The organism is Candidatus Limnocylindrus sp., assembly GCF_040397235.1.
Classification (GTDB): Bacteria; Chloroflexota; Limnocylindria; order Limnocylindrales; family Limnocylindraceae; genus Limnocylindrus.
The window spans coordinates 185,615-209,086 of record NZ_JBBAWH010000002.1; the positions used below are offsets into that span (position 1 = coordinate 185,615).

The 23,472-nt window shown below is 63.4% G+C and carries 19 protein-coding genes; 12 read left to right on the forward strand and 7 right to left on the reverse strand.

Features of this window, described 5'->3' with window-relative positions; all coding sequences use genetic code 11:
• Positions 1-40: 40 nt before the first annotated feature.
• Both AC3LB0_RS02590 and AC3LB0_RS02595 read left to right on the forward strand, forming a co-directional pair.
• The gene (locus AC3LB0_RS02590) at positions 41-1,405 is read left to right on the forward strand and encodes a TrpB-like pyridoxal phosphate-dependent enzyme (RefSeq protein ID WP_488649605.1); all 1,365 of its coding nucleotides are present in this window, start codon (positions 41-43) and stop codon (positions 1,403-1,405) included.
• A gap of 20 nt (positions 1,406-1,425) precedes the next feature.
• Complete coding sequence (locus tag AC3LB0_RS02595) at positions 1,426-2,616, forward strand: DUF1015 family protein (protein WP_488649606.1); 1,191 nt, start codon at positions 1,426-1,428, stop codon at positions 2,614-2,616.
• Between the two features lie 35 nt (positions 2,617-2,651).
• On the opposite strand, the gene AC3LB0_RS02600 is transcribed toward AC3LB0_RS02595, so the two are convergent.
• Positions 2,652-3,143, reverse strand: a complete 492-nt coding sequence (locus AC3LB0_RS02600; protein WP_488649607.1) for a DinB family protein — start codon at positions 3,141-3,143, stop codon at positions 2,652-2,654.
• A 33-nt stretch (positions 3,144-3,176) separates the two neighbouring features.
• Complete coding sequence (gene nhaA, locus AC3LB0_RS02605) at positions 3,177-4,346, reverse strand: Na+/H+ antiporter NhaA (protein ID WP_488649608.1); 1,170 nt, start codon at positions 4,344-4,346, stop codon at positions 3,177-3,179.
• Positions 4,347-4,412: 66 nt separating this feature from the next.
• Between nhaA and AC3LB0_RS02610 the strand changes: the two genes are divergently transcribed.
• The 7 genes from AC3LB0_RS02610 to AC3LB0_RS02640 all read left to right on the forward strand — a co-directional run bounded on the left by AC3LB0_RS02610 (position 4,413) and on the right by AC3LB0_RS02640 (position 13,545).
• On the forward strand, positions 4,413-4,997 hold the full coding sequence (locus tag AC3LB0_RS02610; RefSeq protein ID WP_488649609.1) for a hypothetical protein: 585 nt from the start codon (positions 4,413-4,415) through the stop codon (positions 4,995-4,997).
• A gap of 228 nt (positions 4,998-5,225) precedes the next feature.
• Complete coding sequence (gene cysK / locus AC3LB0_RS02615) at positions 5,226-6,215, forward strand: cysteine synthase A (protein ID WP_488649610.1); 990 nt, start codon at positions 5,226-5,228, stop codon at positions 6,213-6,215.
• Positions 6,212-7,102 carry a serine O-acetyltransferase EpsC gene (gene epsC, locus AC3LB0_RS02620; RefSeq protein ID WP_488649611.1) on the forward strand — a complete coding sequence of 297 codons (891 nt, stop codon included), beginning with the start codon at positions 6,212-6,214 and terminating at the stop codon, positions 7,100-7,102. The genes cysK and epsC overlap by 4 nt, the downstream gene beginning before the upstream one ends.
• 77 nt (positions 7,103-7,179) lie before the next feature.
• Entirely contained in the window at positions 7,180-9,042 is a 1,863-nt protein-coding gene (locus tag AC3LB0_RS02625) for an ABC transporter ATP-binding protein (protein WP_488649612.1), read from the forward strand.
• Positions 9,043-9,088: 46 nt separating this feature from the next.
• The gene (locus AC3LB0_RS02630; RefSeq protein ID WP_488649613.1) at positions 9,089-11,794 is read left to right on the forward strand and encodes a serine hydrolase domain-containing protein; all 2,706 of its coding nucleotides are present in this window, start codon (positions 9,089-9,091) and stop codon (positions 11,792-11,794) included.
• Positions 11,794-12,738 (forward strand): glycosyl hydrolase family 18 protein, encoded by a 945-nt coding sequence (locus tag AC3LB0_RS02635; RefSeq protein ID WP_488649614.1) that lies wholly within the window; start codon positions 11,794-11,796, stop codon positions 12,736-12,738. Before AC3LB0_RS02630 ends, AC3LB0_RS02635 begins: the two co-directional genes overlap by 1 nt.
• Positions 12,739-12,753: 15 nt before the next feature.
• Positions 12,754-13,545 carry a TrmH family RNA methyltransferase gene (locus tag AC3LB0_RS02640; RefSeq protein ID WP_488649615.1) on the forward strand — a complete coding sequence of 264 codons (792 nt, stop codon included), beginning with the start codon at positions 12,754-12,756 and terminating at the stop codon, positions 13,543-13,545.
• Here AC3LB0_RS02640 and AC3LB0_RS02645 read toward each other — a convergent pair.
• Together AC3LB0_RS02645 and AC3LB0_RS02650 are read right to left on the reverse strand one after the other, a co-directional pair.
• Positions 13,542-15,551 carry an acyltransferase family protein gene (locus AC3LB0_RS02645; RefSeq protein WP_488649616.1) on the reverse strand — a complete coding sequence of 670 codons (2,010 nt, stop codon included), beginning with the start codon at positions 15,549-15,551 and terminating at the stop codon, positions 13,542-13,544. The two genes, AC3LB0_RS02640 and AC3LB0_RS02645, sit on opposite strands and share 4 nt — an antisense overlap.
• Before the next feature lie 4 nt (positions 15,552-15,555).
• Positions 15,556-16,356, reverse strand: coding sequence for a hypothetical protein (locus AC3LB0_RS02650; RefSeq protein WP_488649617.1), 801 nt, complete (start codon positions 16,354-16,356; stop codon positions 15,556-15,558).
• A 35-nt stretch (positions 16,357-16,391) separates the two neighbouring features.
• Here AC3LB0_RS02650 and AC3LB0_RS02655 point away from each other — a divergent pair, with 35 nt between their 5' ends.
• From AC3LB0_RS02655 to AC3LB0_RS02665, 3 genes are read left to right on the forward strand one after another with little or no spacing between them, the layout of a single operon-like run.
• Positions 16,392-17,546 (forward strand): P1 family peptidase, encoded by a 1,155-nt coding sequence (locus AC3LB0_RS02655; RefSeq protein ID WP_488649618.1) that lies wholly within the window; start codon positions 16,392-16,394, stop codon positions 17,544-17,546.
• A 9-nt stretch (positions 17,547-17,555) separates the two neighbouring features.
• Positions 17,556-18,668 carry an AI-2E family transporter gene (locus AC3LB0_RS02660; RefSeq protein ID WP_488649619.1) on the forward strand — a complete coding sequence of 371 codons (1,113 nt, stop codon included), beginning with the start codon at positions 17,556-17,558 and terminating at the stop codon, positions 18,666-18,668.
• A 53-nt stretch (positions 18,669-18,721) separates the two neighbouring features.
• The gene (locus AC3LB0_RS02665) at positions 18,722-19,981 is read left to right on the forward strand and encodes an MFS transporter (protein ID WP_488649620.1); all 1,260 of its coding nucleotides are present in this window, start codon (positions 18,722-18,724) and stop codon (positions 19,979-19,981) included.
• Here AC3LB0_RS02665 and AC3LB0_RS02670 read toward each other — a convergent pair whose 3' ends face one another.
• The 3 genes from AC3LB0_RS02670 to AC3LB0_RS02680 are packed head-to-tail and all read right to left on the reverse strand — an operon-like array spanning position 19,982 to position 23,451.
• Positions 19,982-20,908: a hypothetical protein gene (locus AC3LB0_RS02670; RefSeq protein ID WP_488649621.1), complete on the reverse strand. Its 927-nt coding sequence runs from the start codon at positions 20,906-20,908 to the stop codon at positions 19,982-19,984. It lies immediately after the preceding gene.
• A 51-nt stretch (positions 20,909-20,959) separates the two neighbouring features.
• Positions 20,960-22,456: a saccharopine dehydrogenase NADP-binding domain-containing protein gene (locus AC3LB0_RS02675; protein WP_488649728.1), complete on the reverse strand. Its 1,497-nt coding sequence runs from the start codon at positions 22,454-22,456 to the stop codon at positions 20,960-20,962.
• Positions 22,457-22,470: 14 nt separating this feature from the next.
• Positions 22,471-23,451: a nucleoside hydrolase gene (locus AC3LB0_RS02680; RefSeq protein ID WP_488649622.1), complete on the reverse strand. Its 981-nt coding sequence runs from the start codon at positions 23,449-23,451 to the stop codon at positions 22,471-22,473.
• Positions 23,452-23,472: the final 21 nt, after the last annotated feature.

Genomic DNA, 23,472 nt, shown 5'->3' on the forward strand with positions numbered 1-23,472 from the left:
GGCTTCCCCTGAGGCGCTGTCATCAATACGGAGGTGTATCGTGGCCGACCCAAAGCAGACGAAATTTGTGCTCGACGAAAATCGGATGCCTAAGGCCTGGTACAACATCGCGGCGGATCTTCCGTGGCCACAATCGCCGGCGCTGAATCCTCAGACCGGCCAGCCCCTCGGCCCCGATGATCTCGCCCCACTCTTTCCAATGGCACTCATTGGTCAAGAGGTTTCGACGGAACGAGAGATTGAAATTCCAGAGCCGGTGCGCGACGCGTACCGCCTCTACCGACCGAGCCCGCTCTATCGCGCGCATCGACTCGAAAAGCTGCTGGGCACGCCAGCGAAGATCTTCTACAAGTACGAGGGTGTGAGCCCAGCGGGCAGCCACAAGCCGAACACCGCCATTGCGCAGGCGTTCTACAACGCGCAAGAGGGTGTGAAGCGACTGGCCACCGAAACTGGTGCAGGGCAGTGGGGCACTTCGCTCGCATTCGCTGGCGCCATGTTCGGCCTGGAGATCAAGGTCTACCAGGTGCGAGGGAGCTACGACGCGAAGCCGTATCGCCGCATCCTGATGGAGACGTACGGCGCATCGGTAGTTGCAAGCCCGAGCCCCGACACGAACTACGGTCGTTCAGTGCTCGCTTCAGACCCGCACACGACCGGTTCGCTTGGAATGGCGATCAGTGAGGCGGTCGAAGATGCCGCCACGCGTGATGACACCAAGTACGCGCTCGGCTCGGTGTTGAATCATGTGCTGCTGCACCAGACGGTGATCGGCCAAGAGGTGCAGCTGCAGCTCGAAATGGCGGACGTGGAGCCCGACATCTTGGTCGGCTGCACTGGCGGCGGATCGAACTTTGCCGGATTCACCTTCCCGTTCTTGGGAGCCGCCTTCCGTGGCGGCCGCAAGGTGCGGGTGATTGCGGCGGAGCCGACGGCGGCACCATCGCTAACGCGCGGCATCTATGCGTATGACTATGGCGACACGGCGCATATGGCCCCAATGGTGAAGATGCACACGCTCGGTTCGGCCTTCATGCCCGATCCGATCCACGCCGGTGGGTTGCGATACCACGGCATGGCCCCGCTGGTCTCGCTCCTGAAGGAGAAGGGTGCCATCGAAGCGGTCGCCATTTCGCAACGCGAAACCTTCGAACGCGGTGTGGAGTTCACTCGCGCAGAGGGGATCCTGCCAGCGCCAGAGGCGAACCACGCCATTGCGGCGGCGGTTCGTGAGGCGCTGATCGCCAAGGCCGAGGGGAAGGAGACCGTGATTGTCTTCAACAATTGCGGGCACGGCTTCCTCGACCTGGCGGCGTATGAGAACTACCTCGCTGGCAAGCTCGAGGACTTGAGCCTTGAGCAGAGCAAGATCGAGGCTGCGCTCAGCGACCTTCCAAAGCTGTAACGCAGCGGCTTTAGACGCTCATGGCGAACGTACGACCCTTCCGGGCGACGCGCTACGCGCGCGAGCAGATTGATGCGCTCCTGAGTCCGCCGTATGACGCGGCAGAGGCAGAGGTCATTCAACGCTTGCGCGCGAGCGAGCCGCTCAACTCGGCGGCACTCGACGCGTCGAACTCCCCCGAAGAGTCCGCGGCACTCTGGCAAGACTGGCGCAAAAGCGGCGTGCTGATCGACGAAGCCGAGCCTGCGATCTACCTGTACGAAGGGGTCAGCGAGAGCGGCGTCACTATGCGCGGCATCTTCGCCGCGGTGCCAGTTGGCGCATACGGACCAGCGACTGGCGTGTATGGGCACGAGCGCACCCTCGATGCACCACGCGCAGGCAGGCTGGCACTGCTCGCGGCAACGCGCGCGAACCTGTCGCCGATCCTGCTGCTGCGCGCGGGGGGCGCGACCACATTTAGCACCGCGTTTGCGCAGGTTGCAGCGGGTCAACCAGTAACGCGCACAACGGCACCCGATGGCACGCGTATTCAGCTCTGGCACGTAGCGCCAGAGAGCGATGCAGGTCGCGCCTTGCTGGACTGGGCATCTGGCGCCCCGCTGATCATTGCCGACGGGCATCACCGCTATGAAGCAGCGCGCGAATATGCCGAGCGCCACGACGGCCCTGCGGCCACGATGGGCCTCATCGTTGAGGCCGATGGTGCTGGCCCAACGCTGCACGCCACCCACCGAATCCTGCGCGGGTACGAGAGCGAGCGATTCCTAACCGCCCTTCGCGCGAGCAGCGACGTAGTCACTGTTCAGGCAGCTGACCTGGCTGATGCGGCAGAGCAATTCTCCGAAGCGCACCGCGGCGAGCGAGCGGAGTTTGCGCTCTGCGCCAATGGAGTGGCGCACCTTATCACGCTGGCGCCAAGCCAACAGGCGCAGCCGATCACGCAGCGGGTGGAGGATCTACTTCGATCTCTCCTTGGAATCACAAAGGCGGATATTGCCGGCGGGGCGCTACGCTACGAGCGACGAGTAACTGACGCAGTTGAAGCATCACGCACCGAAGGAGTAATCACTATGCTCCTTCCGCCAGAGCGAGCGGAACTCGTGACATCGATGGCACTCGCACAACAGGTGATGCCCCAGAAGGCGACGCACTTCTCGCCGAAGCCAGCAACGGGGCTGCTCTTTCTATCGCACGACCAGAACGCGTAAGAGGCGGAGGCTAGCTCCGGCGCTTCGCGAGCGGTCTAGAGGGCGTCGTTATACGTCCAGACGTCGAGCGCGTCTAGATCAAGCGTGGTGTTGCCGTTCGCGGCGAGTGCGCCGGCGATCTGAGCGCGATGCTCAGTGGCGTGGTGCACCGCCTGGTTCACGAGCACCCAGCGCGGTACGGAGATCTCTTCACCGCCGTACGAGATCCAGGTGATGATCTCGTCGCCGGTGAGCTGCGCACCCGCACGGAGCTTGGCGTCGGCAACCTTGACGGCGGCCGCGAGGGCTTCGAGATCGGCGATGGTGGTGGGGAGCTCGCGCTTCTCGGCGCGCGGCTCGCCGTGCATTCGCTGCGCGTAGTTCTCGGCGGCGGTCACCAAATGATGCGCGATGGCGCCAACACTCCAATCAGAGCCTGGCGAGGTGAAGGCGAGCGCTTCAACAGGGAGTGCCGCAAGCACCGTGAACATCTGAGTGTTTGCCCAGGCCATGTGCTCCAGGCTGCGGTTCAGGGCGATGTTTTCCATGGCGGGAGGATAGCCGAGCGCGATCGGGTTGGGCTAGCGGGCGAGTGATCGCCGCAGGGCGAGAATGACAGCAGAGAGGGCAACCGCGGCGAGCGATGCGATCAAGACGCCAATCTTGGCAGCACCAAGTGATGCCTCGTTAGTGAAGGCGAGCTCACTAATGAGCAGCGAAACAGTAAAGCCGATCCCTCCAAGTGCCCCAACAAGGGCAATGTCGATCCAGCGCATGCCCGCCGAGAGCTTCGCCCCCAGCGCGGTTGCAAGCCGGGCGGCGAGGAGGATGCCGATTGGCTTACCCGCAACAAGGCCAACAAGTACGCCGAGCAGAATTGGCGAACCGGTCACCGCCTCGATATTGATAGAGCGAAGGTCAACTGCAGCGGCGAAGAGGGCGAAGAGTGGCACGGCGATCGCCGCACTAATGGGATGGAAGCGTTCCGTTGCGCGGTCTACGGGTGCATCTTGCTCGCCAGGATCTTTCTTGACGCGCATCAGTAGCCCGAGGGCAACGCCCGCGATTGTTGGATGAATCCCAGCACTATGCACGGCGTACCAGGTGCCGAGTGCAAGGGGCACGTAGATGAGCGGTGAGGTGATGCGTTGCCGCTGCGCAATCGCGAATAGTGCCAACAGCAACGCTGCGACGGCGAGCCACTCTACGTGCAGGCTCGCGGAGTAGAAGAGTGCGATCACTAGAATCGCTCCGAGATCATCAACCACCGCCAGTGTCAGCAGGAAGGTGCGCACGCCAGTGGGCAGTCCGCGACCGAGCACCGCGAGCACTGCGAGGGCGAAGGCGATATCTGTGGCCATCGGAATACCCCAGCCGCTGAGCGCATCAGGCGCACCGCCCTGATTGATTGCGAAGTAGAGGAGCGCTGGAACGATCATCCCGCCGAGTGCTGCGGCAACCGGTAGGGCCGCCTGGCGCGGCTTCGAGAGTGTGCCCACCACAAGTTCATGCTTGAGCTCGCAGCCGATCACGAAGAAGAAGATGGCGAGCAACCCATCCGCGGCCCACTCCTGCACGGTGAGGTTCAGATGGAGCGCGTCGCTGCCGATCTGCGTCGTGGCAACGGCGCGCAGCACCTCTGAGAGGGGGCTGTTGGCCAGAGCGATGCCGATGAGGGCCGCAGCGATCAGCAGCGCACCGCCTACGGTCTCGCTACGAAGAAAGAGCTGCATGCGCTCTCGAGTGTCCATACGTGCATCGTATCGCCTGTGGGGGGGGGTTGGCGGAAACGGAGCCCGTTCAGTAAAATCCCACACATGCTGGCGCAATGGGACTGGACGGGGATCATCGGGGGGCTGATTAGCTTCCTCGTCGTGCTGTTTGTGCAGCAGTCGCAGCGCATCTATCGATCCCGTGGAACGACGGTGAGCACCATCGCGTTTGCCGCCCTCGTCGCCTACGTTTGGGCGCCGTTTGGATTCCCCAACTCTGATTGGTCACGTGCACCGCTCGGCAGCGATGTGATTCGCCTGATTCCATTCGTGAACTTTGATCCTGCTCTTCTGCAAACGCAGTGGTTGCTGATGCAGGTGAGCATGGGAGCATCAACGTTCCTGCTGGCGACTCTCGCCCTCTACGGAGATGCCAGGCGGGCGGCCTTTGCCCTCATCGGCATCATGGCGGTGGGTCTCGAGGTCAGCCAGGGGTTCTCGAATTACTTCTCGAGCCCAGTGCCGCCCTATCGAATCGACGTGCACGACATCATGGCGCGAGCAGCCGGGGCACTGGCTATCTATTTCGTACTGAAGGTCACTGCCGCGATCTGGCGTGTTCGGGTCAGCCCCACCCCTCGCAAGAGCAGCCTCTTTGGCTTCATCGACGGGGTCACGCGCCGCATTTAGCGGTTGCGAGACGTTGCAGTAACGACCTCCACGCGTAGGCGATACGATATCCATGTGACCGCAGCTGATCTCATTGCCCAAACCGCTGGCGAGCCGAGCATCTGTCGATGCCCGTCGCTCTCCTTCGGGCCGTCCTGCGTGCGCTGAGGCGATCGCAACCAGGGACCAAACGGCAGAGGGGGCGGCGGATGTAGTCCACAACCCACCATATAGCTGGAGGTACCCGACATGACAGTTCAGAACCCAGAAATCTTCTCTGACAACGCCATCACGATTGGCGGCACGCCACTCGTGCGCCTGAACCGCGTCACCGACGGCGCCGCCGCAACGGTGCTTGCCAAGGTTGAGGGGCGCAACCCTGCCTACTCCGTGAAGTGCCGCCTCGGCACCGCCATGGTGCTCGACGCCGAGAAGCGCGGTGTGCTGAAGCCAGGCAATGAGATCGTGGAGCCAACGAGCGGCAATACCGGCATCGCCTTGGCGATGGTTGGTGCGGCACGCGGCTACAAGGTCACCCTCACCATGCCCGACACCGTCAGCATTGAGCGACGCAAGCTGATCGTTGCCTACGGCGCAACGCTCATCCTTACAGAAGGGGCGAAGGGAATGCCAGGTGCGATCGCGAAGGCGGAAGAGATTGCCGCATCGGATCCTGCACGCTACGTACTGCTGCAGCAGTTCAAGAACCCAGCCGGCCCAGCGATTCATGAGTCGACCACTGGTCCAGAGATCTGGGCAGACACCAATGGGAAGGTCGACATCTTCGTTGCAGGGAGTGGCACCGGCGGCACCATTACTGGCGTCGCTCGCTACTTTAAGAAGGGCCTCGGTAAGGCGGTGCACATCGTTGCCGTTGAGCCCGCCACCAGCCCAGTCATTGCGCAGCGCATTGCTGGTCAGCCAAATCAGCCAGCACCGCACAAGATTCAAGGGATCGGGCCAGGATTCGTTCCTGACATCCTTGATATCTCGCTGATCGATCAGGTTGAGTCTGTGACGAACGAAGAGGCGATCTCGATGGCGCGTCGCATTGCCCGCGAAGAGGGGATCCTCGTTGGCATCTCGTGCGGTGCTGCCGCACACGTTGCGCTGAAGTTGGCGCACCTGCCAGAGAACGCCGGGAAGACGATCGTGGTGGTACTGCCAGATTCGGGCGAGCGCTACCTGAGCACCGCGCTCTACGAGGGGCTCTTTGATGCCAGCGGCATCGCTCTGTGAGTTCTGACGCAACCGATCTAAGTCGCGCGCTTACCGCCGCCGACGCTGCCCTTGCGGGTGGCGCGGTGGCGGCGGGCGACCGCCCATCGCGTGGCGAGATTGCCCGTGTGTTGGCTGAACTTCGCGCGGCACTCTTCCCACGCGAGCTCGGCGTTGCGGCCGATGGCGATGCGGCGGTTGCCGCGCATCTCACCGCGGCGCTCGCCGGCCTGCGCGAGCAGATCCGACGCTGCACGGTGCTGTTCGCCGCCGAGCGACCAGGTGAGGGGCTCGCCCCTGATCAGGTCGATCGCGTCACGAGCGCATTTGCGGCCGAGCTTCCCGCGATTCGCACACTGATTGAGGGAGATATCGCCGCGGCGTTTGCGGGAGACCCTGCAGCACGCAGCCGCTCAGAGATCCTGCACGGCTACCCAGGCGTGCGCGCGATGATCGATCACCGCATGGCGCACCTTCTCTACACGTTGAGCGTGCCACTGCTGCCGCGCATTGCTTCGGAGGCGGCACACTCCGCAACGGGGATCGACATTCACCCCGGCGCAACGATTGGCGAGCGCTTTTTCATTGACCACGGCACTGGTGTGGTGATCGGCGAGACGGCGATCATCGGCAGTGGCGTGCGCCTCTATCAGGGCGTCACCCTTGGCTCCAAGAGCTTCCCGAGGGGTGAAGACGGCAACCTGGTGAAGGGCCAGCCGCGCCACCCGATCATTGAAGACGATGTGGTGATCTACTCCGGGGCGACCGTCCTGGGTCGCATCACCGTTGGGCGCGGTTCAACGATCGGCGGCAACGTATGGCTGACCAAGAGTGTTCCGGCTGGGAGCCAACTTTCGCAGGCACGCGTGCGCACCGACGAGCTGGCAGCCGACGGTTCGGGGATCTAGCCCTCGGCGGGATAGAATCCCGCCATGCCCACAGGTCTTCTATTGATGAACACACCCGCCCGCGTCGCCGTGCCCGCATGAGTGGCGGCATGGGTCCTGGGCGCGGTGGCCATATGTTCGGTGGCGACGCGAGCGGCCCAACGAAGCCGGCTGGGGCGGCACTGCCGCTGCTACGACGAGCGGCGAAGTTCTTCGGGCCATATCGAGGGCGACTCAGCGTTATTGGGCTCGCCATCCTCGGGTCGAGCATCTTGGGGCTTGCCAACCCGTACCTCTTAAAGCTCCTCATCGACGAGGCGATTCCACAGCGCGATCTTGGCCTGCTGGCGCTCTACGCCGGGCTGATGGTGGTGGTGCCGATCATCAACGGCGGCATCGGGCTCGCCCAGGCGTGGCTCACCGCCTCTGTTGGTCAGTTCGTGATGCGCGACCTGCGCAATGCGCTCTTCACCCACGTGCAGTCGATGCCGATCCGCTTCTTCTCAGAGACGCGCACCGGTGAGATTCAGAGCCGCCTCACCAACGACGTGTCGGGGGTGCAGTCGGTCGTCAGCGACGCGGCGGCGAACCTCGCCTCAAGCATTGCCATCGTCGCCTCAACGTTGGTGGCGATGACGATCATTGACTGGCGCCTCACGGCAGTAAGCGTTGCCGTTGCGCCGCTCTTCCTCTTCTTGAGCTCAAAAGCCTCAGCGGCCCGCCGCAAGGCGAGTGGCGAGGTACAGACGGCGCTCGCCGACCTCACGGCAATTGCCGAAGAGCACCTCTCCGTGGGCGGCGCACTCTTGGCGAAATCATTCGGTCGCTCTGAGGCTGGTGCCGAGCGCTTCACTCAACGCTCCGACGAGCTCGCCACGCTGCAACTCCGCCAAGCACTCACCGGCCGCTGGGTTGGCGTGGTGGTGCAGGTGGTCTTCAGCGGCATTCCAGCGCTGGTCTACTTCGCTGCCGGTTCACTCTCTGTTGCTGGCGCACCAGATGCTCCGACGATCGGTGACATCGTCGCCTTCACCACGCTGCAGAGCCGACTCTTCTTCCCACTCGCCTCACTGCTCGGTCTGCAGGTCGAGATCGGTGGAAGCCTCGCACTCTTCGAGCGGATCTTTGCCTACCTCGATCTGGTTCCAGAAATCGTCGATTCACCGAACGCGATCACGCTGACACGTGCGGGCGTTCGCGGGCAGGTCACCGTGCACGAGGTGAGCTTCCGCTACCCGGCGCCGCCAGCAGGGCAGGGTCGGCAGAGGCGTGATTCCTTCGGCCTAACCAACATCTCGTTCACCGCCGAGCCAGGGAGCCTCACCGCTCTCGTTGGCCCATCGGGTTCAGGAAAGAGCACGATCTTGAGTTTGATTCCGCGCTTCTGGGATGTGAGCGCGGGCTCAGTGCAACTCGATGGCGTGGATGTGCGCGGGATCAAGCTGCGGTCACTCGGCGAGATGATCGGCGTTGTGACGCAAGAGACGCACCTGCTGCACGCGAGCATTCGCGACAACTTGCTCTATGCGCGCCCAGAGGCGACCGACACACAGATCCTCGCAGCACTTGCGGGTGCATCGCTGGCGGAACGTATCAAGGAGCTGCCGCAGGGGCTCGACACTGTCGTGGGCGAGCGCGGCTACAAACTCTCCGGTGGCGAGCGTCAGCGTCTGGCCATTGCCCGTGTGCTCTTGAAAGACCCACCAATCCTCTTGCTTGACGAGGCGACCTCGGCACTCGACTCGGTCTCGGAGCGTCATGTGCAGCAGGCACTTGAGCGCGCCATGGCGGGCCGCACCACCATCGCCGTGGCGCACCGGCTGAGCACCGTCTCGTCAGCAGATCAGATCATCGTCTTGGACCACGGCGCTATTGTGGAGCGCGGTCGACACGAGGAGTTGCGCTCAAAGGGCGGCCTCTACGCCGAACTCGCGGCGGTGCAGTTCGGGCTACACGCGTAGTTACTGGGCCCAGCGGGCGGTGATCACCAGCCGTTAGAATCCACCTATGTCTCTCACCGCAATGTTGCGCCCCGTCACTCGCCTCTGCCTCGCGCTGCTCATTGCTGCGGTCAGCCTTTCCGGCCAAGCTGCAACACCGGCGTCCGCAACGGATCCGGTGGACTGGCGCACCTGTGCGGCGCGACCCGTGCCACTTTCGCCAGCGCGCGCAGTTGACCCCACCCTTGCAAAGACCCTCACCGCCAAAGTCGTCGCTTGGCAGAAGGCGCGTCGAACTCGCCACCCAGGGGTCTCGGTCGCCATCCGCTGGGACGACGGTCGCAGCCTCACCGCCGCCGTTGGCGTTGGCGACACCAAGAGCAGGCGCACCGTGACTCCATCGATGCCGTTTGCGATCGCGAGTACGAGCAAGGCGTTCACCGCCGCAGTTGCGCTGCTCCTTGATCACTGTGGAATCTTGCCGCTGAGCACGCTCGCATCAACGCTTGTCCCTGAGGCCCAGGTGGCGCCTTCGGCCACCATCGCGCAGCTGCTCTTGCACCGATCTGGCATGAGCGATTGGCTGACCGACAAAGACTCCAGAATGGGCTGGCTGAGCAGAAATCAGAACGCGAAGGTGACGCCGCTGACTGCGGTGCAGGGACTTTTGACACCCTCAACCGTAGGGAGCTTCTCGTACTCAAACTCGGGCTTCACCCTTGTCACGATTGCCGCCGAACGTGCGACAGGTGTTGCCTGGAAGACATTGGTGCAGTCGCTGATCCTTGATCCAATGAGCATGACCGAAACAGGATGGGGGCCAAAAGTTGGAGCGGCCCGGCCGCACATTGGCGGGAAGCCGTACGGCTTCGTGAGCTGGGGGCCGAGTAAGGCGGTTGGCACCATTCTGCGTGGGGCGGGCGACATGTTCTCGACGCCGCGTGATCTTGCTCGTTTCGGCGAACTCTTCTGGGGCAACCGACTTACCGAGGGGGAGGCGACACTCGCAATGAACGGGATCGCCTATCAGACCTGGTCATCGTGGCTCTACAACTACGGCACGCAAGTCGATCGAACCTGGCTCGGAGAGCTGCGGAGTTACGGTCACAACGGTGGATTCTCTGGTGTGACCAGCTCTCTGCACCGAGTCCCCGCACTGGGGATCACCATCGCCGCCGTGGCGAACGGCTCACCGACGACGGACTCGTTCGCCGATGACCTTGTGCTGGAACTCTTCAAGATGATTGATCAGCCCGCCGTTGACGGGAGCGGCGTGCCACGCCTGACCGCCGCCGACAGTGGCGACCCGGAGCCACCCGATGCGCCGGTGGTCCTCCCCGCCGACTACTGCGGTGACCCCACGCCGAGCAGTAGCAGTGATGCGCTGGCGGCGCGCTGGATCGCCCTCGGCTCCTCCGCCGGCTGGGTGGGGAGCACAACAACGATGGTCGAGCTCCCCGGCGGGCGCCTCGTCGTTGGCGGCACTGGGCTCACGAAAGCGGCTGGCAAGACGGTGGCGGGGCTCGCCGTGCGCGATCCACGGACCGGTGCGTGGCAGGCACTCGCAAACTTGAAAACCTCTGCCGGACGCGTTGCCTCGGTATACGCGCTCGCCGTCGATGCCTCTCGAAATCTCCTCTACGTCGCTGGCAACTTCAGTAGTGTGACGCGGGGGAACCGTCGTGTTGCCGTCGTCGGGATCGCTCAGTTCAATCTGAAAACGGGCATCTGGTCGAAGGTTGGCACGGGGCTCAGCGGAAAAGGAATTTCAGTCAGAACACTCTCGCTAGATGCAGTGAGCGGCAACCTGCTGATTGGGGGCCACTTTACGCGCGCGGGCGGCGTCACCTCGGCAAACATTGCAACGTGGAGCCCAGCACGAAAGCGATGGCTCGCCCTTGGCACCGGACTCAAATCTGACGTTGTCACCGCTGCACTCGCAGGCGACGGCACGGTCTACGCCGCCGGTCGGTTTGTTGATGGGCTGGTATCGACATGGAACCCGACAACAAAAGTGTGGAGCACGATCGGTGATGCTCGCCTCTTCTCTGACCTTCCGACGAGCATGGTCATTGATTCGCTCGGCCACCCGTTGATCGGGCGTGGTGTTGGCTGGTATGGCGAAGCGATCCAGAGGATTGAACCCGCCGCCCCCGGCGGCTGGATCGCGTTGGGTGGTGGCGTAAGTTACCCGCGACGCACGGCATGGGTAACGGCGATGGCCACACTCGACGACGGCACCGTTGCCGTTGGTGGCTACTTTGCAAAAGCCGGCGCGCTGGATTCACCGAACCTCGCCGTGTGGGATCCCATCACGCAGCGGTACACGACCATCGGCACAGGGCTTGCGATTGAGCCCGACGCCCTCGCGTCGAGCGCATTCGGAACGGTGTACGCCGCCACACGAGTGCGCAGTGCATCTCCTGGCGGCAACGGCGGGCGCTGCATCGGCGTCTGGGCGACCCAGGCGCCTGCCGCCCCTGTTGGCGCAACGCTCACGGCGGGTCGCGGCACCATTCGTGTTGACTGGACGCTCCCTGCTGATTCAACTCTGGCAAGCGGCTGGATCGCCACCGCCACCGCAAAGGGTCGGACGACGCGCAGCTGCACGGTTGCTGGATCTACGGTCAACCCAGCCGCAGGAACCCCTGCGCACTGCACGATCACCAGCCTCGTGAAGGGGGTCACCTACAAGGTGACGCTCGTTGCCTGGTCCGCACCGGCTGGGCCATCGCCGCGCGTTGATCTTGGCACCGTGAAGACGCTTCGCTAATGCGGCACTTTGTTCGAGCAGCATGGAGCGCTGTCGCTCTTGCACTCGTACTCATCGGTTGTTCGGCTTCAGTGTCTCCGACCGCGCGAACGCAACCGTTCAAGGTCGTTGGGTATGTGACGCCCGCCGCCAACATTGCTGCGATCAACTTTTCACTCCTGACGCACATCAATTACTCGTTCCTGATTCCACGGGCGAACGGCACGACGCGGCCGTTCGGCGCGCCGAATCATTTGCGCGCGGTCGTTGCGCAAGCGAAGAAGCATGACGTCAAAGTGCTCATTGCCGTTGGAGGCTGGGGCTGGGATAAGGAGTTTGAGACGCTTACTGCTGATCCGGCAATCCGCGAAAAGCTCGCACAGCGCGTAGCGGAGTTCTGCGACACCTATGAGCTTGATGGCATCGACATCGATTGGGAGTATCCGAACGCTGGTGCTTCGGCGGCAAACTTCGCCGCCCTTGCAATCGCCTTCCGCTCGGCGCTCCCAGCGGGGGCGCTCGTCACTGCGGCAGTGCTTGCCGATGCCACGGACGCGGATGGGATCTCGACTGATGCCGTTGGGCATCTCGACTTCATCAACCTCATGGCGTACGACGGGCCAAGGAGTGATCACTCGTCATATGCGATGGCCGAACGTTCGATCGCGAGCTGGCTTGCCCGAGGCATTCATCCAGACAAGCTCGTGCTCGGCGTACCGTTCTACGCTCGGCCAGGGAATGCCACCTATCGCACGCTGCTCGCAAACGACCCAGCGACCGCCAGCGGTGACCGAGTCCTCTTTCAAGATATTGAACAGAACTACAACGGGCCAGCCACGATTCGGCGCAAGACAGAGCTCGCCCTGCAGTTAGTGGGCGGCATCATGATCTGGGAGCTATCGCAGGATGCGCTCGGCAGCGACTCACTCCTACGCGTGATTGGCGAAACCGTCGTCGCCCCCTAGGGGTATCCTCCCCCCATGCAACCACTGCGCATTGAGAGCCTCTCCAACCCGGTCGTGAAGGGGCTGCGCGCCCTGCGCACGCCGAAGGGGCGCGACGAGCAGCGCCTCTTCCTGGCTGAGGGTGAGCGCACGATCGTCACCGCCACGGCCGCGGGCTGGATCCCCGAGATGCTGTTGACCGCCGGACCACTGCGCGCCCCCATCGACGGCGGAACGAGCCACGCTCGCGAGTCGTTCTCGGTGACGACCGAAGTGCTGGCAAAGATCACCGGACGCGACAACCCGCAGGAGCAGCTCGCCGTCTATGCCGACCCTGCGCCAGAGACCCAATCAGTGACGAGCCTCGACCCGAGCCGCGCAGCACGTTGGCTGATGCTCGAAGCACCGCGCGACCCTGGCAATCTCGGCAGCGCCATTCGCAGCGCCGATGCCTGCGCCGCTGGTGGCGTGATTCTTGTGGGGAACACGTGCGACCCGTACTCCATTGAAACGGTGCGCGCCACGATGGGCTCGATCTTTACGGTGCCGATCTATCGCGCGACACACGAGGAGGCGGTCACGCTGCTCAAGCGCTGGCCAGGGAGCACCGTCGCCACTGCACTCGACGGCGCATCCGATTACAGCGAGCTCTCGTACGCAGCGCCAACGGCGATCGTGATCGGCACCGAGGCGGACGGGCTGAGCGCCGATCTGCGCAGCGCCTGTGCCAGTGCGGCACTGATTCCGATGCTTGGAACCGCTGAGAGTCTCAACCTTGGGGTGGCATCCGCGATCATGCTCTACGCAGCGGAGCGAGCGCAGCGCTAGCGCGGCAGCAGCTTCGCGATCTCGACGCCGAGTGGAGCGGCGAGACTTCGCGAGAACGTTTCTGTCATGTGATCCTCATCGCGGTAAATCAGCACAGTCTCGTCAATTGGCGAGCAGGGCCATGCGGCACAAATCTCGCCCGTCAGATCAATCAGTAACGCCCCTGAAACCTCGGCCGCCACACGTTCTGCAACACCGATCTCACGATTATCTGCATCGTCTTGCGTGAAGAGGCACGCACGAACATCATCAGGGTGCTTTGAGAGACAGGCGGGAACATCACGACCAGGGTCTGGCGTATCGACAAGGATCGCCGTTGCTCCCGGGAGGCGGGCGACCATCTCGCCAAGCGCAGCTCCAGCCAACGCTGACGTGATATCGCCGTCAATTGGCCGGAAGGTGCGGCGATTCACGATAATCGTGAGTGCTGGCTTGATTTGATTGAGGCGTGCCACCGTCGCCTCGTTGAACGTGGTGCACTCACGGTACTCACGCTTCAGCGCCAAGTTGCGCTGCACGAGAGTAGTGAACGAGCACGACACCTTCACGAACGTGAGCAGACGCCAACCGCGTTCTAGCGCGACCGCTTCGATTGCGGGGAACCAGTGCGAGGCGTGAGAGTCGCCAACGAGGGCGATGGTGATCGCTGATCCCTTGACGCCGTAGACACAGTTCGGCGGTGTTGTGACGCGCTCAAATGCGAGGCAGCCGTCGCCGCGTAGCCGCTCCTCGTCATCGCGCGCCGATGTCAGCGATGGGGTTAGATCTGCTGGCAGCGTGATCGGGCCGTCGCTCGCCACCGGCGAGCCCGAGGGGCTCGGTGCCGGTGAGCCCGAAGGGCCCGGTGTTGGTTGAACGGCAACAGTTGACGAGGGGAGAGCAGCGGCGAGTCCTTGCGTAAAGAGGGCCACGCTGAGAATGCCCGCGACGCCAATGCGAATGGCGCTCCATGAGGTGGCGCGACGTGAGCGATCTCCGTAGCGGAAGGGCTGCTCAACAAAGCGCCAGCTCAGCCACGAGACGCCGATCGCTGCAGCGACGGAGGCCACGATCTCAACGCCGGTGAGGGCGCGCTCGAGGAACATGATGGGGAGCACAAGCAGCGGCCAGTGCCAGAGGTAGAGCGAGTAGCTGATCTTGCCGAGGAAACGGAGTGGTGCGGCGGCGAGGAGGCGTGCCGGTCCGCTTGGCGCAGCACCGCCGTAGAGCAGCGCGACGGCGCCTGCGGTGGGGAGGAGGGCGGCGAGCCCTGGATACGGCATCTCAGCGGTGAGTGCCACCCCCGCAACGGCGACCGCGGCAAGGCCGGCCCACGCGAGGGCACCGGCGCGACGCGAGGTGCCTACGACACCGACGAGGGCGAGCAGGCCACCAACCCCAAGCTGCCAGACACGCGTCGGCAGCAGGTAGAAGGCGCGCGCAGGGGAGGCGTCGGTGAGCCACATGCTGAGTGCAAAGGAGGCGACGACACCAATGAGGAGCGCCGCGATCAGGCGCCGAGAACTGCCGCCACGCCAGGTGAGGAGTACGATAAGCGCCGGCCAGACGAGGTAGAACTGCTCTTCGACGCTGAGCGACCAGAAGTGCAAGAAGGGTGATGGGCTCAAGGTTGGCGCGAAGTAGTCCACCGAACCGATGAAGCGCATGTTGGCGATTGAGAGCGCCGAAGCTGCGCCATCTGCCGCCAACTCACTGCGATCGAGCGGCGCAGCAATCAGTAGCCCAACCAGTGAGATGAGCGCCACGGCGACGAGAGCCGCTGGGAGGAGCCGACGGATTCTCCACGCGTAGAACTTGGCGATGTTGAGCCCACCAGGCTGCTGTGACTCACGCCACAGCTTGCCGGTGATGAGGAATCCGCTAATCACAAAGAAGACGTCAACGCCAATGAACCCACCCAGCGTCCACGGGAGCCCCGCATGAAACAGCAGTACGAGAAGGATGGCGATACCTCGTAGCCCCTCAATGTCGGGGCGGAACTCGGCGGTGTTCTTTGGAGCCTGCATCAGGCTATTCGCAGATCTGTGGCTTTGATACTGGCACTGGCCGCGTCGAGGTTGTCGTATCGATGTATTTTCCAATGACAACCATCTTCGGTCCATCACTGCGATCTGTTTCAGAGGTTTGCAAGATCACCCGACCGTTCGGCACATCAGCGATGTCGGCCCATGTGGAGATGTGCTGTCGCACCTCCGTCACGCGGTAGCGCAGACGGAGCAGCGTCGCGCCAGCAACTTTCGGAAGCACATCCACTTCGATGATTTGGCCGATCATCTGCTTTGGCGTCTTGTCGAGAAGGCCGCCGAACTCCCAGTAGCGACCATGCGCATAGATAAAGAGGATGCCCGTCTTGCCGTCGGCCTTCCCCTTGTTCGGCATCCACTCGGCAACACGACACCAGGGGAATCGTGGCGAGCCATCTGTTTCGAGTGGTGGGCGGACGACGGGAAGGTTGATCCAGACGCCGCTCACCAAGACGCGAACAGGGTCACCGGCGACTGATGGGACGAGCAGGCTTGGATCGACTGGCGGGAGGGGTGGTGGCGTGGTGCGCGCTCGTTCTGCAGGGTCGGAGGGGTCGACCTCAGGACTTGGCGAACCGCCATCACCGCTTGGGTCGACCGATGGCTCCTCAGTGACGACCACCACGCCGCCTGGGGCCCATGGTCCGATCTGCTGATCGATCCCCCACGTGACGAGAGCGCCTGCAGCGAGGATGAACGAGGTAGCAAGCAGGATCGTTGAGCCGATATGCCGAAACGGCATGCGCTCACGCGGAGTGCGGGACTTGGGCTTGGTCGGCGGCAACATAGGGAGAGTGTAGTGCGGGATGGCACACTACCCCCATGCCACGAGACACTCGAGCCACCGACCTTGGAATCCGCATCGGCCGGTTTACTCCTGGCCCAACGGACGGAATTACTGATGTGGCAGGAGTGCGTGTTGCTGTCACCACCATCGTCAAGGGTGAAGGCGCGCTCGAGCGCGGCGTTGGACCGATTCGCACCGGCGTCACCGCCATTCTTCCCCGCCCGCTCGCCGAGATGGGACACCCGCTCTTTGCTGGCACCCATCGACTGAACGGAAACGGCGAGCTCACAGGCCTGGAATGGATTCGCGAGTCTGGACTTCTCACCTCGCCGATCTGCCTCACGAATACGCATTCGGTCGGCGTGGTTCATGACGCGATGATCGCCTGGTCGCTAGATCACGTGCCAGCTGCACCACCATGGAGCCTCCCTGTCGCCGGTGAAACATGGGATGGCGTGCTGAACGACGTGAACGGTTTCCATGTCACCGCTGTGCACGCGCAACAGGCGCTCAATGCTGCGGCTGCACTTCCAGATGGCGCACTCGTGCCGCGTGGCAATCAGGGTGGTGGGACCGGCATGATTTGTCACGGCTTTAAGGGTGGTAATGGAACGTCCAGTCGTCGACTCCCCGCAGAACTTGGCGGGTACACCATTGGGGTGTTCGTTCAGGCAAACCATGGCCGCCGCCACCGGCTAACGCTGCAGGGGAAGTCGCTCGGCGCTCCCGGTGGTCCGCTCTCGACCGAGCACTACCCACTTCCATGGGAGACAAGGCTCGGCGCCGCACCGAAGCCCGATGATCCCCGCGGGGGAGCGGGCTCCATCATTGTGATCGTGGCCACCGATGCACCACTCCTTCCGATGCAGCTTGATCGTCTCGCGCAGCGAGCGGTGATTGGAATCGGCCGTGTCGGTGGTGTCGGCGAACACTCGTCAGGCGATCTCGTGTTGAGCTTCAGCACGGCGAATGGGCACCTCCCCGCAGAAGACCTTGAGGCGAAAGAGCCGTTCGAAACCTCGATCACGATGGTGGTCAACGCGCATCTCTCCGCGCTCTTTGAGGCGACCGCTGACGCGACGGAGTCGGCGATCCTGGATGCGCTCTTTGCCGCTGAAAGCATGAGCGGTGCCGACGGCGCCACCGCCGTGGCGCTCCCGCTCGATATCGTGCGCGCAGCGCTGGACTAAGATCAGCCCATGAATCTGCCGAATCCTCTTCGCAGCGATGAGTGGCCACAGACTGTTCGCCTGATCGCATGGGTAGCGCTCGCTAGCGGAGCGCTGGTGGCGACCATGGCGGGACTTGGCGTCGTCACCACCCTCATCTCAGCACAAGGGCCGCTCCTCTACGCGCTTGCTGGCGGGTGGCTCCTCGCCGCCCTGGCCGATGCGCCAATCGACCGGCTGGTGGCGCGCGGTTGGACGCGTACACGGGCAGCCCTGCTTGTATGGATTGCCGGCGCCATCCCCGTCATCATCATTGCGATTGAGCTTGCGATCGCCTTCGCCCGATCGTTGGGTGGCATCATCGCGGGGCCAGAGCCAACGCCAGCCGATGTAGGCGCGATGGTTGGGCGTCTGACCGCCCTGCTCGCTTCCGTCGGGCTCACCGTTGATCTTGTTCCCCTGGCAACGACGGTGATTCTCGCCATCCGCGAACTGGCGGCATCGGTGCAGTCAAACATTGCGGCGGTGGCAGCTGGCGCGATTGGTGCGCTCGGCCCACTCATCTTGGCGATCGGTATCGGCGTCATCCTCTCGGCGAATCCCGCCCACCTCGATTCTGTCGATGGACTCGCGACGCGCGGGCGAGTGCGCAGCGCACAGCGCTCGCGCAAGATTCTCGAAGAGATCATTGGACGGTTTATCGGTCGCCATGTTGTACTCGGGCTCGTCTACGGCGTCGTCGTATATGTCGGCGCCACGATTGCTGGAGCGGACGGGTTGCTGGCCGCAGTGCTCAGTGGCATCGTCATGGCGATCCCATCAATCGGGCAAGGCGCTGCGGTGCTGCCGCCACTCGCCCTCTCGATCCTCGCCGCCGGCCCCTACGTACTACCCGGCTCAGCAGTGATCATTGTGGGCTGGCTCCTCTGCGCCACGCAGCTCGCGCCACGACTGATGAACGGCGTGCTGCGCCTCTCAGGAACCACGGTCTTCGTCGCCGGCAGCATCGGCGGGCTCGTGGGCGGCGTCCTTGGCGCGATCTTCGCCCTGCCAGTCGTTGCTGCCGTTGCCGCAATTCGCCGCGATGAGCCCCCAGCCCGCGCAAAAACGGTGAAGCGAGCCACAAAGAGCAAGCGTCGCTAGCCCAACCCGCGGCTCCGGCGAGGAGTAGATCCGCGCAGGTGTAGCCTCTAGCGATGCCGAATACACGAAGCAGATCTCGCATCACCCCAGCCTGGCGTGGGCCGTTTCGCCATCGAAACTACCGCCTCTTCTGGTTCGGGCAACTCGTCTCGTTGGCGGGCACCTGGATGCAGTCGATCGCACAGGCCTGGTACATCACCGAACTGACGAACGAACCGGCATGGCTCGGCATCGTTGCCGCCGCACAGTTCACCCCAGTGATGGTCCTCGGCCTCTTCGGCGGCGTACTGGCCGACGCGCTCCCCAAGCACCGCGCACTCATGGGGACACAGGTCAGCCTGATGGTCCTCGCCATGCTGCAGGCAGTACTGGTAGCTACTGGGCTCATGACACTGCCTCTGCTGATCCTCATGGCCGTCCTTCTCGGCGTCGTCAATGCCATCGACATGCCTGTTCGGCAATCGTTCTTTAGCGAGATGGTTCCTGAAGATGAGGTTGGTCGCGCCGTTGCGATGAACTCGGCGATGTTCAATGGTGCCCGCGTGATTGGCCCGGCGATTGGTGGCGTGCTGATCGGCGTCATCGGCGTTGCTGGCTGCTTCGCGGTAAACGGCGCCAGTTTCCTTGCGGTGTTGCTGGCGCTCCTCTTTATGCGCGCCGAAGAGCTGCGCCCCGCACCACGCACCCCTCGTCCGCGAACTGTTGCCGATGTGTTGATCAGCCTCGCAGAAGGGGTGCGATTTGTGGCACGCACGCCGCTCATCGCACTCTGCGTGTTTGTAATCGGCGTAATCTCTGGCGTGGCGATGAACTTCAACGTGATTGTTCCTATCCTCGCTCGTAGCGTTTTGGAGATCGGTGCGCCGGGCCTTGGCCTGCTCATGGCCGCGATAGGCTTCGGTTCGTTGAGCGGGGCGCTCGCGGTCGCCATGCTGCGTCGGCCGCGCACTATCGTCGTCATTAATGGCGCAGCTGCACTCGGAGCGCTCTCCATCGTGGCTGGCGTTGTGAGCGGGAGCGGAGCAGCGTGGGCCGCTGTCATCACCGGCATCGCACTCTTCGGCGCTGGCTTCGGCGCAATTGCCATGGCCGCCACTGCGAACGCTTCGGTTCAGACCTCTACGCCACCAGCGCTACGCGGTCGAGTGATGAGCGTGTACACCACGGTCTTTGCCGGCTCCACGCCAATCGGAGGCCTCGGGACAGGTGCGGTGGTGTCACTGATCGGGGCACCAGGCGCGCTGATCGTTGCAGGTGGGCTGGCACTCATCGCCACGGCGTACGCAGCGGCGCGGTGGCGGACGATCCTCTAGCTAGGGGAGGCGCACCCGGCGCCAGGAGCTCTCGTTCGCAGCTGCATCAATCAGGCGCACCTCAACGGTGACGCCACGCATCAACAAGACAACCCTGCCGCCCGTAGTCTTCATGAAGGGGCCGATCTCAATCTCATCACCAGCGGCGAACCTGAGTGGCTTCTCGTACCCAACCCGCACCTCAACGGCAACGGTGCCAGTGCCCGTGTCACTGCCAGCAATCGTCAGAAGATATGGGGCGGGATTCCCGCGCGATGCTCGCCCCTCGCGCACCCGTACGCTGCTGATTCGTGGATCGGTGCGATCTCGCCCAGCGGCAACCGCGAACGGCGTGCGCTCTGAGCCGCCAACGAAACGCATCCATACGGTCGAGCTCGACGTGCCAAGTTGCGGAAGTCGCGACCAGTTACGCACTTCGCGGATGGTGTAGATACGTGCGTTGTGGAAGGTTTGTCGATCTGCGACCTCAATGGCGCGTGCGCCCGGTGGCGCATAGTCCTGCAAGATCTGCAGCGCGAGGTCGGCATCAAACGGTGTGCTGGCGGTGGCAGCGGCGAGGAGGTCGCCGAGCGTAAGAGCTGGTGGCGTTGGCGTGGTCGGCTCATCACTTGGTGAGACTTCAACATCGCCACGTTCGCCATCGTCCGCGTCAGGATCGGCCTCGTCTCCTGGATCTTCTCCCGGGTCAGGCTCTGGCTCCTCCTCAACAGGGGCGGAGGCATCAGGATCGAGGCTCTCATCTGGCGCCACGCTCTCATTGGGATCGGTGCTCTCGTCGGCGATCGGATCCCCGTCGATCGGCTCTTCGTCGGCCGCAGCGGCCAAGCCAGCAGCCCAGCCAAACGTTCGTGGAGCGGCAATTGAGCTAACGACCAGGGCGACCAGGGCTGCGGTCGCAAGCCAAGGGGTGCGCTGAGTCCTCTTCATCTTCTTAGTCTGGCAGGAGCGCGTGCCAGCAGCGTGGCACGTGTGAGGTGCCTAATCTACGACCTGAAATGCCTCGAACTGCCATGGGTCGGTAGGGAGCGGGTGGGCGGGATCAGGGAAGAGCACGAGGCGACCCTGGAGCGGGGTCCAATCAACGGGGCCCGACCATCGTGTGCCGATGTAGCGGCGAATGTCTGCCAGGAGCTCGTTGTGCGGTAGTTCGTCGGGTACTCGCAGCCCCTCGCTCGGATGCCGGAGCAGCCACGCCACTGCAGCAATGACCGAGCCTGCAACTTGCAGCGTTGTGGCCGAGTGCCCTGCCAAGTTTAAGCGTGCCTCATCAATCCCCAAGAGCGATCCGCTCCACCACGCCTTGAGCGGATGACCAAGCAACAGAACGCCAAGGCGGTCTTCGCCCCGAGTGATCTCGTTGTTCAGCAGGCGGAACCGCTCCGGATGCTTCCAGTTATTGCCACGAAGCTCATGTACCGAGGCGATGGCTGAGTCCGATGGGCAGTAGGCGTAATAGACGGTTGGCCGGTATTGCGCCGCACCATCCGCAGTTCGTACGGTGAGCCAGTCGCTCATGGTGAACGCCTCACCGTGTCGAATGAGCATGCCGATCGTTGGGAGCCCCTCCTGAGCGGCGCGAGCGGGATCTGCGCCAGGAACCCAGGTGCGCACCAGCGTCTCCATGCCAGCGCGCTGAATAAGAATTTGATTGCGGGGGCCATCGCCCGTATGTGCAAGACCGCGCGGTGGAAGGGTGCGCTCATGTGTTCCCCAACCTAGTTCCGCAGGCGCAACCCCCTCTTCGTAGAAGCCCTCGCCGGACCAGGTGTTGACGAATTCTCCAACCTCTTTCGGCTGATCCGTGTGCTGCGTATCGCGCTCCGCAATCTGAATCACCTTGACGCCAGACGCCTCCGCCATGCGTGCATGATCGCCTGCAGCTAGCGCGGTCGTCAGTGCTTCACACGCAGCACCAGCAAGTAAGTTGCGCTTAAGGATTTCCGCGCCGAGCTCTTCGAGCGCAAACTTCACTTCATGGCTCACCCACCCTGGATTTGCGCCGTGTTCCACAATCGCGCTTGGGCCGCTGTTGTCTCCCCAGCCCTTGATCATCTCGCGCATCGCCATATGACGGGCGTAGAGGGTTCGCGAGATCGGCTCTTGTTCGGATATGTCGGTGTACGGCTCCCACACCTCGACGCTGGTGTTCAAGTAGCGCACGCCAGCGGCGCGGCACCAGCCGATGATGGTGTTGGCATCAATGTTCCACGCCAGATCAAGGAGTAGGTCTCCACTCGACAGTCGTTCAGTTAGAAAGCTGGCGAGGTTCTCTCGGGTGAGGGCGGCCTGCTCGTAGGTCACCCCTGCCGCGATGGAGTCGGCGATGCGGTGGCGCGTATCGGTCATCTCTACGACCCGAACGGAGTGGGGATCAAGCCCAAGGTCACGGATCAGCAGCGGTACAACCGCTTGTCCGATCGAGCCACAACCGAGAACCAGTGTCCGTGCCGGGCGCGGCACCGCTGCCGCAACCATCGGCGCGTTAGATGTCACTTCAGCGAGGCAATGAGGTCGGCGACGAAGCGCGGACCATCAACCTTCATCGGCACTCGTACGAGGGGTGGGGTGGCATCCTTGCCGCCGTTTCGCTCACGCGTCTCACGGGCATCGGCGGCGGGCGCCATCCAGGCGCGTCGATCAATGATCGTTGCGCCGCGCGTTGGGCCAGCGGTATTCACTTCAACGGCGCGATCGAGCCACTCCGTCATGTAGGTGGGGTCGGCGACGATGCCCGCAGCGAGCGGGTCATGAAGCGGGCACTCGCGCGTGCCGAACGTTCGCTGGTAGACATCGAGGTAGTGGCTCAACACTTTCAACGCGAACTTTGAGCGCACCGAGCCGAGCGCCTCGATGTCAGCAAGCTCCTTGGTGCGCAAGCGCGTGACCTGGGTCACATCAAGCCCAACCATGGTGACTGGCCACTCGGCACCAAAGACAAGGTTCGCCGCCTCAGGGTCGTGCCAAATGTTCGCCTCAGCGGTTGCGGAGGCATTCCCTTCGTGGGCAATCGCACCACCCATGACGACAACAGAGCGCACGCGCCCAGCAAGTTCTGGGTCAAGGCAGAGGGCGAGCCCGAGGTTGGTGAGTGGGCCAACGGCGAGGAGATCGATCTCTCCGGGCATCTCACGCGTTAGGCGAAGGATCTGCGAGACGGCATCCTCGGTAACAGGTCCGCGCTTTGGCGCGGGCTGGTTCGTATTGCCGAGGCCATCCTCACCATGCACCCACTCGGCGGTGGCTAGCGGCTGCGCCATCGGTCGGCGCGCACCAATGGCGACCGGCACGTCGTCGAGGCCGCAGAGCTCAAGGAGGCGCCGGGCGTTGGTGGCGGCAAGGTCTGAGGGGATGTTGCCGTGCACACTGCCAACGGCGAGTAGCTCAACGTCGCTGCGCCCAGCGAGGTGGAGCATGGCGATCGCGTCATCGATCCCCACGTCGGCGTCGAGCAAGATCTTTCGGCGTTCCATAAGGGGGAGAGTGTACGGGTT

Excerpts from the sequence above, each read along its gene's own strand:
- AC3LB0_RS02595 (WP_488649606.1), top strand. The coding sequence starts at position 1,426 with ATGGCGAACGTACGACCCTTCCGGGCGACGCGCTACGCGCGCGAGCAG.
- AC3LB0_RS02600 (WP_488649607.1), bottom strand. The coding sequence starts at position 3,143 with ATGGAAAACATCGCCCTGAACCGCAGCCTGGAGCACATGGCCTGGGCA.
- nhaA (WP_488649608.1), bottom strand. The coding sequence starts at position 4,346 with ATGGACACTCGAGAGCGCATGCAGCTCTTTCTTCGTAGCGAGACCGTA.
- AC3LB0_RS02610 (WP_488649609.1), top strand. The coding sequence starts at position 4,413 with ATGCTGGCGCAATGGGACTGGACGGGGATCATCGGGGGGCTGATTAGC.
- cysK (WP_488649610.1), top strand. The coding sequence starts at position 5,226 with ATGACAGTTCAGAACCCAGAAATCTTCTCTGACAACGCCATCACGATT.
- AC3LB0_RS02625 (WP_488649612.1), top strand. The coding sequence starts at position 7,180 with ATGAGTGGCGGCATGGGTCCTGGGCGCGGTGGCCATATGTTCGGTGGC.
- AC3LB0_RS02630 (WP_488649613.1), top strand. The coding sequence starts at position 9,089 with ATGTCTCTCACCGCAATGTTGCGCCCCGTCACTCGCCTCTGCCTCGCG.
- AC3LB0_RS02635 (WP_488649614.1), top strand. The coding sequence starts at position 11,794 with ATGCGGCACTTTGTTCGAGCAGCATGGAGCGCTGTCGCTCTTGCACTC.
- AC3LB0_RS02640 (WP_488649615.1), top strand. The coding sequence starts at position 12,754 with ATGCAACCACTGCGCATTGAGAGCCTCTCCAACCCGGTCGTGAAGGGG.
- AC3LB0_RS02645 (WP_488649616.1), bottom strand. The coding sequence starts at position 15,551 with ATGCAGGCTCCAAAGAACACCGCCGAGTTCCGCCCCGACATTGAGGGG.
- AC3LB0_RS02650 (WP_488649617.1), bottom strand. The coding sequence starts at position 16,356 with ATGTTGCCGCCGACCAAGCCCAAGTCCCGCACTCCGCGTGAGCGCATG.
- AC3LB0_RS02655 (WP_488649618.1), top strand. The coding sequence starts at position 16,392 with ATGCCACGAGACACTCGAGCCACCGACCTTGGAATCCGCATCGGCCGG.
- AC3LB0_RS02660 (WP_488649619.1), top strand. The coding sequence starts at position 17,556 with ATGAATCTGCCGAATCCTCTTCGCAGCGATGAGTGGCCACAGACTGTT.
- AC3LB0_RS02665 (WP_488649620.1), top strand. The coding sequence starts at position 18,722 with ATGCCGAATACACGAAGCAGATCTCGCATCACCCCAGCCTGGCGTGGG.
- AC3LB0_RS02670 (WP_488649621.1), bottom strand. The coding sequence starts at position 20,908 with ATGAAGAGGACTCAGCGCACCCCTTGGCTTGCGACCGCAGCCCTGGTC.
- AC3LB0_RS02675 (WP_488649728.1), bottom strand. The coding sequence starts at position 22,456 with ATGGTTGCGGCAGCGGTGCCGCGCCCGGCACGGACACTGGTTCTCGGT.
- AC3LB0_RS02680 (WP_488649622.1), bottom strand. The coding sequence starts at position 23,451 with ATGGAACGCCGAAAGATCTTGCTCGACGCCGACGTGGGGATCGATGAC.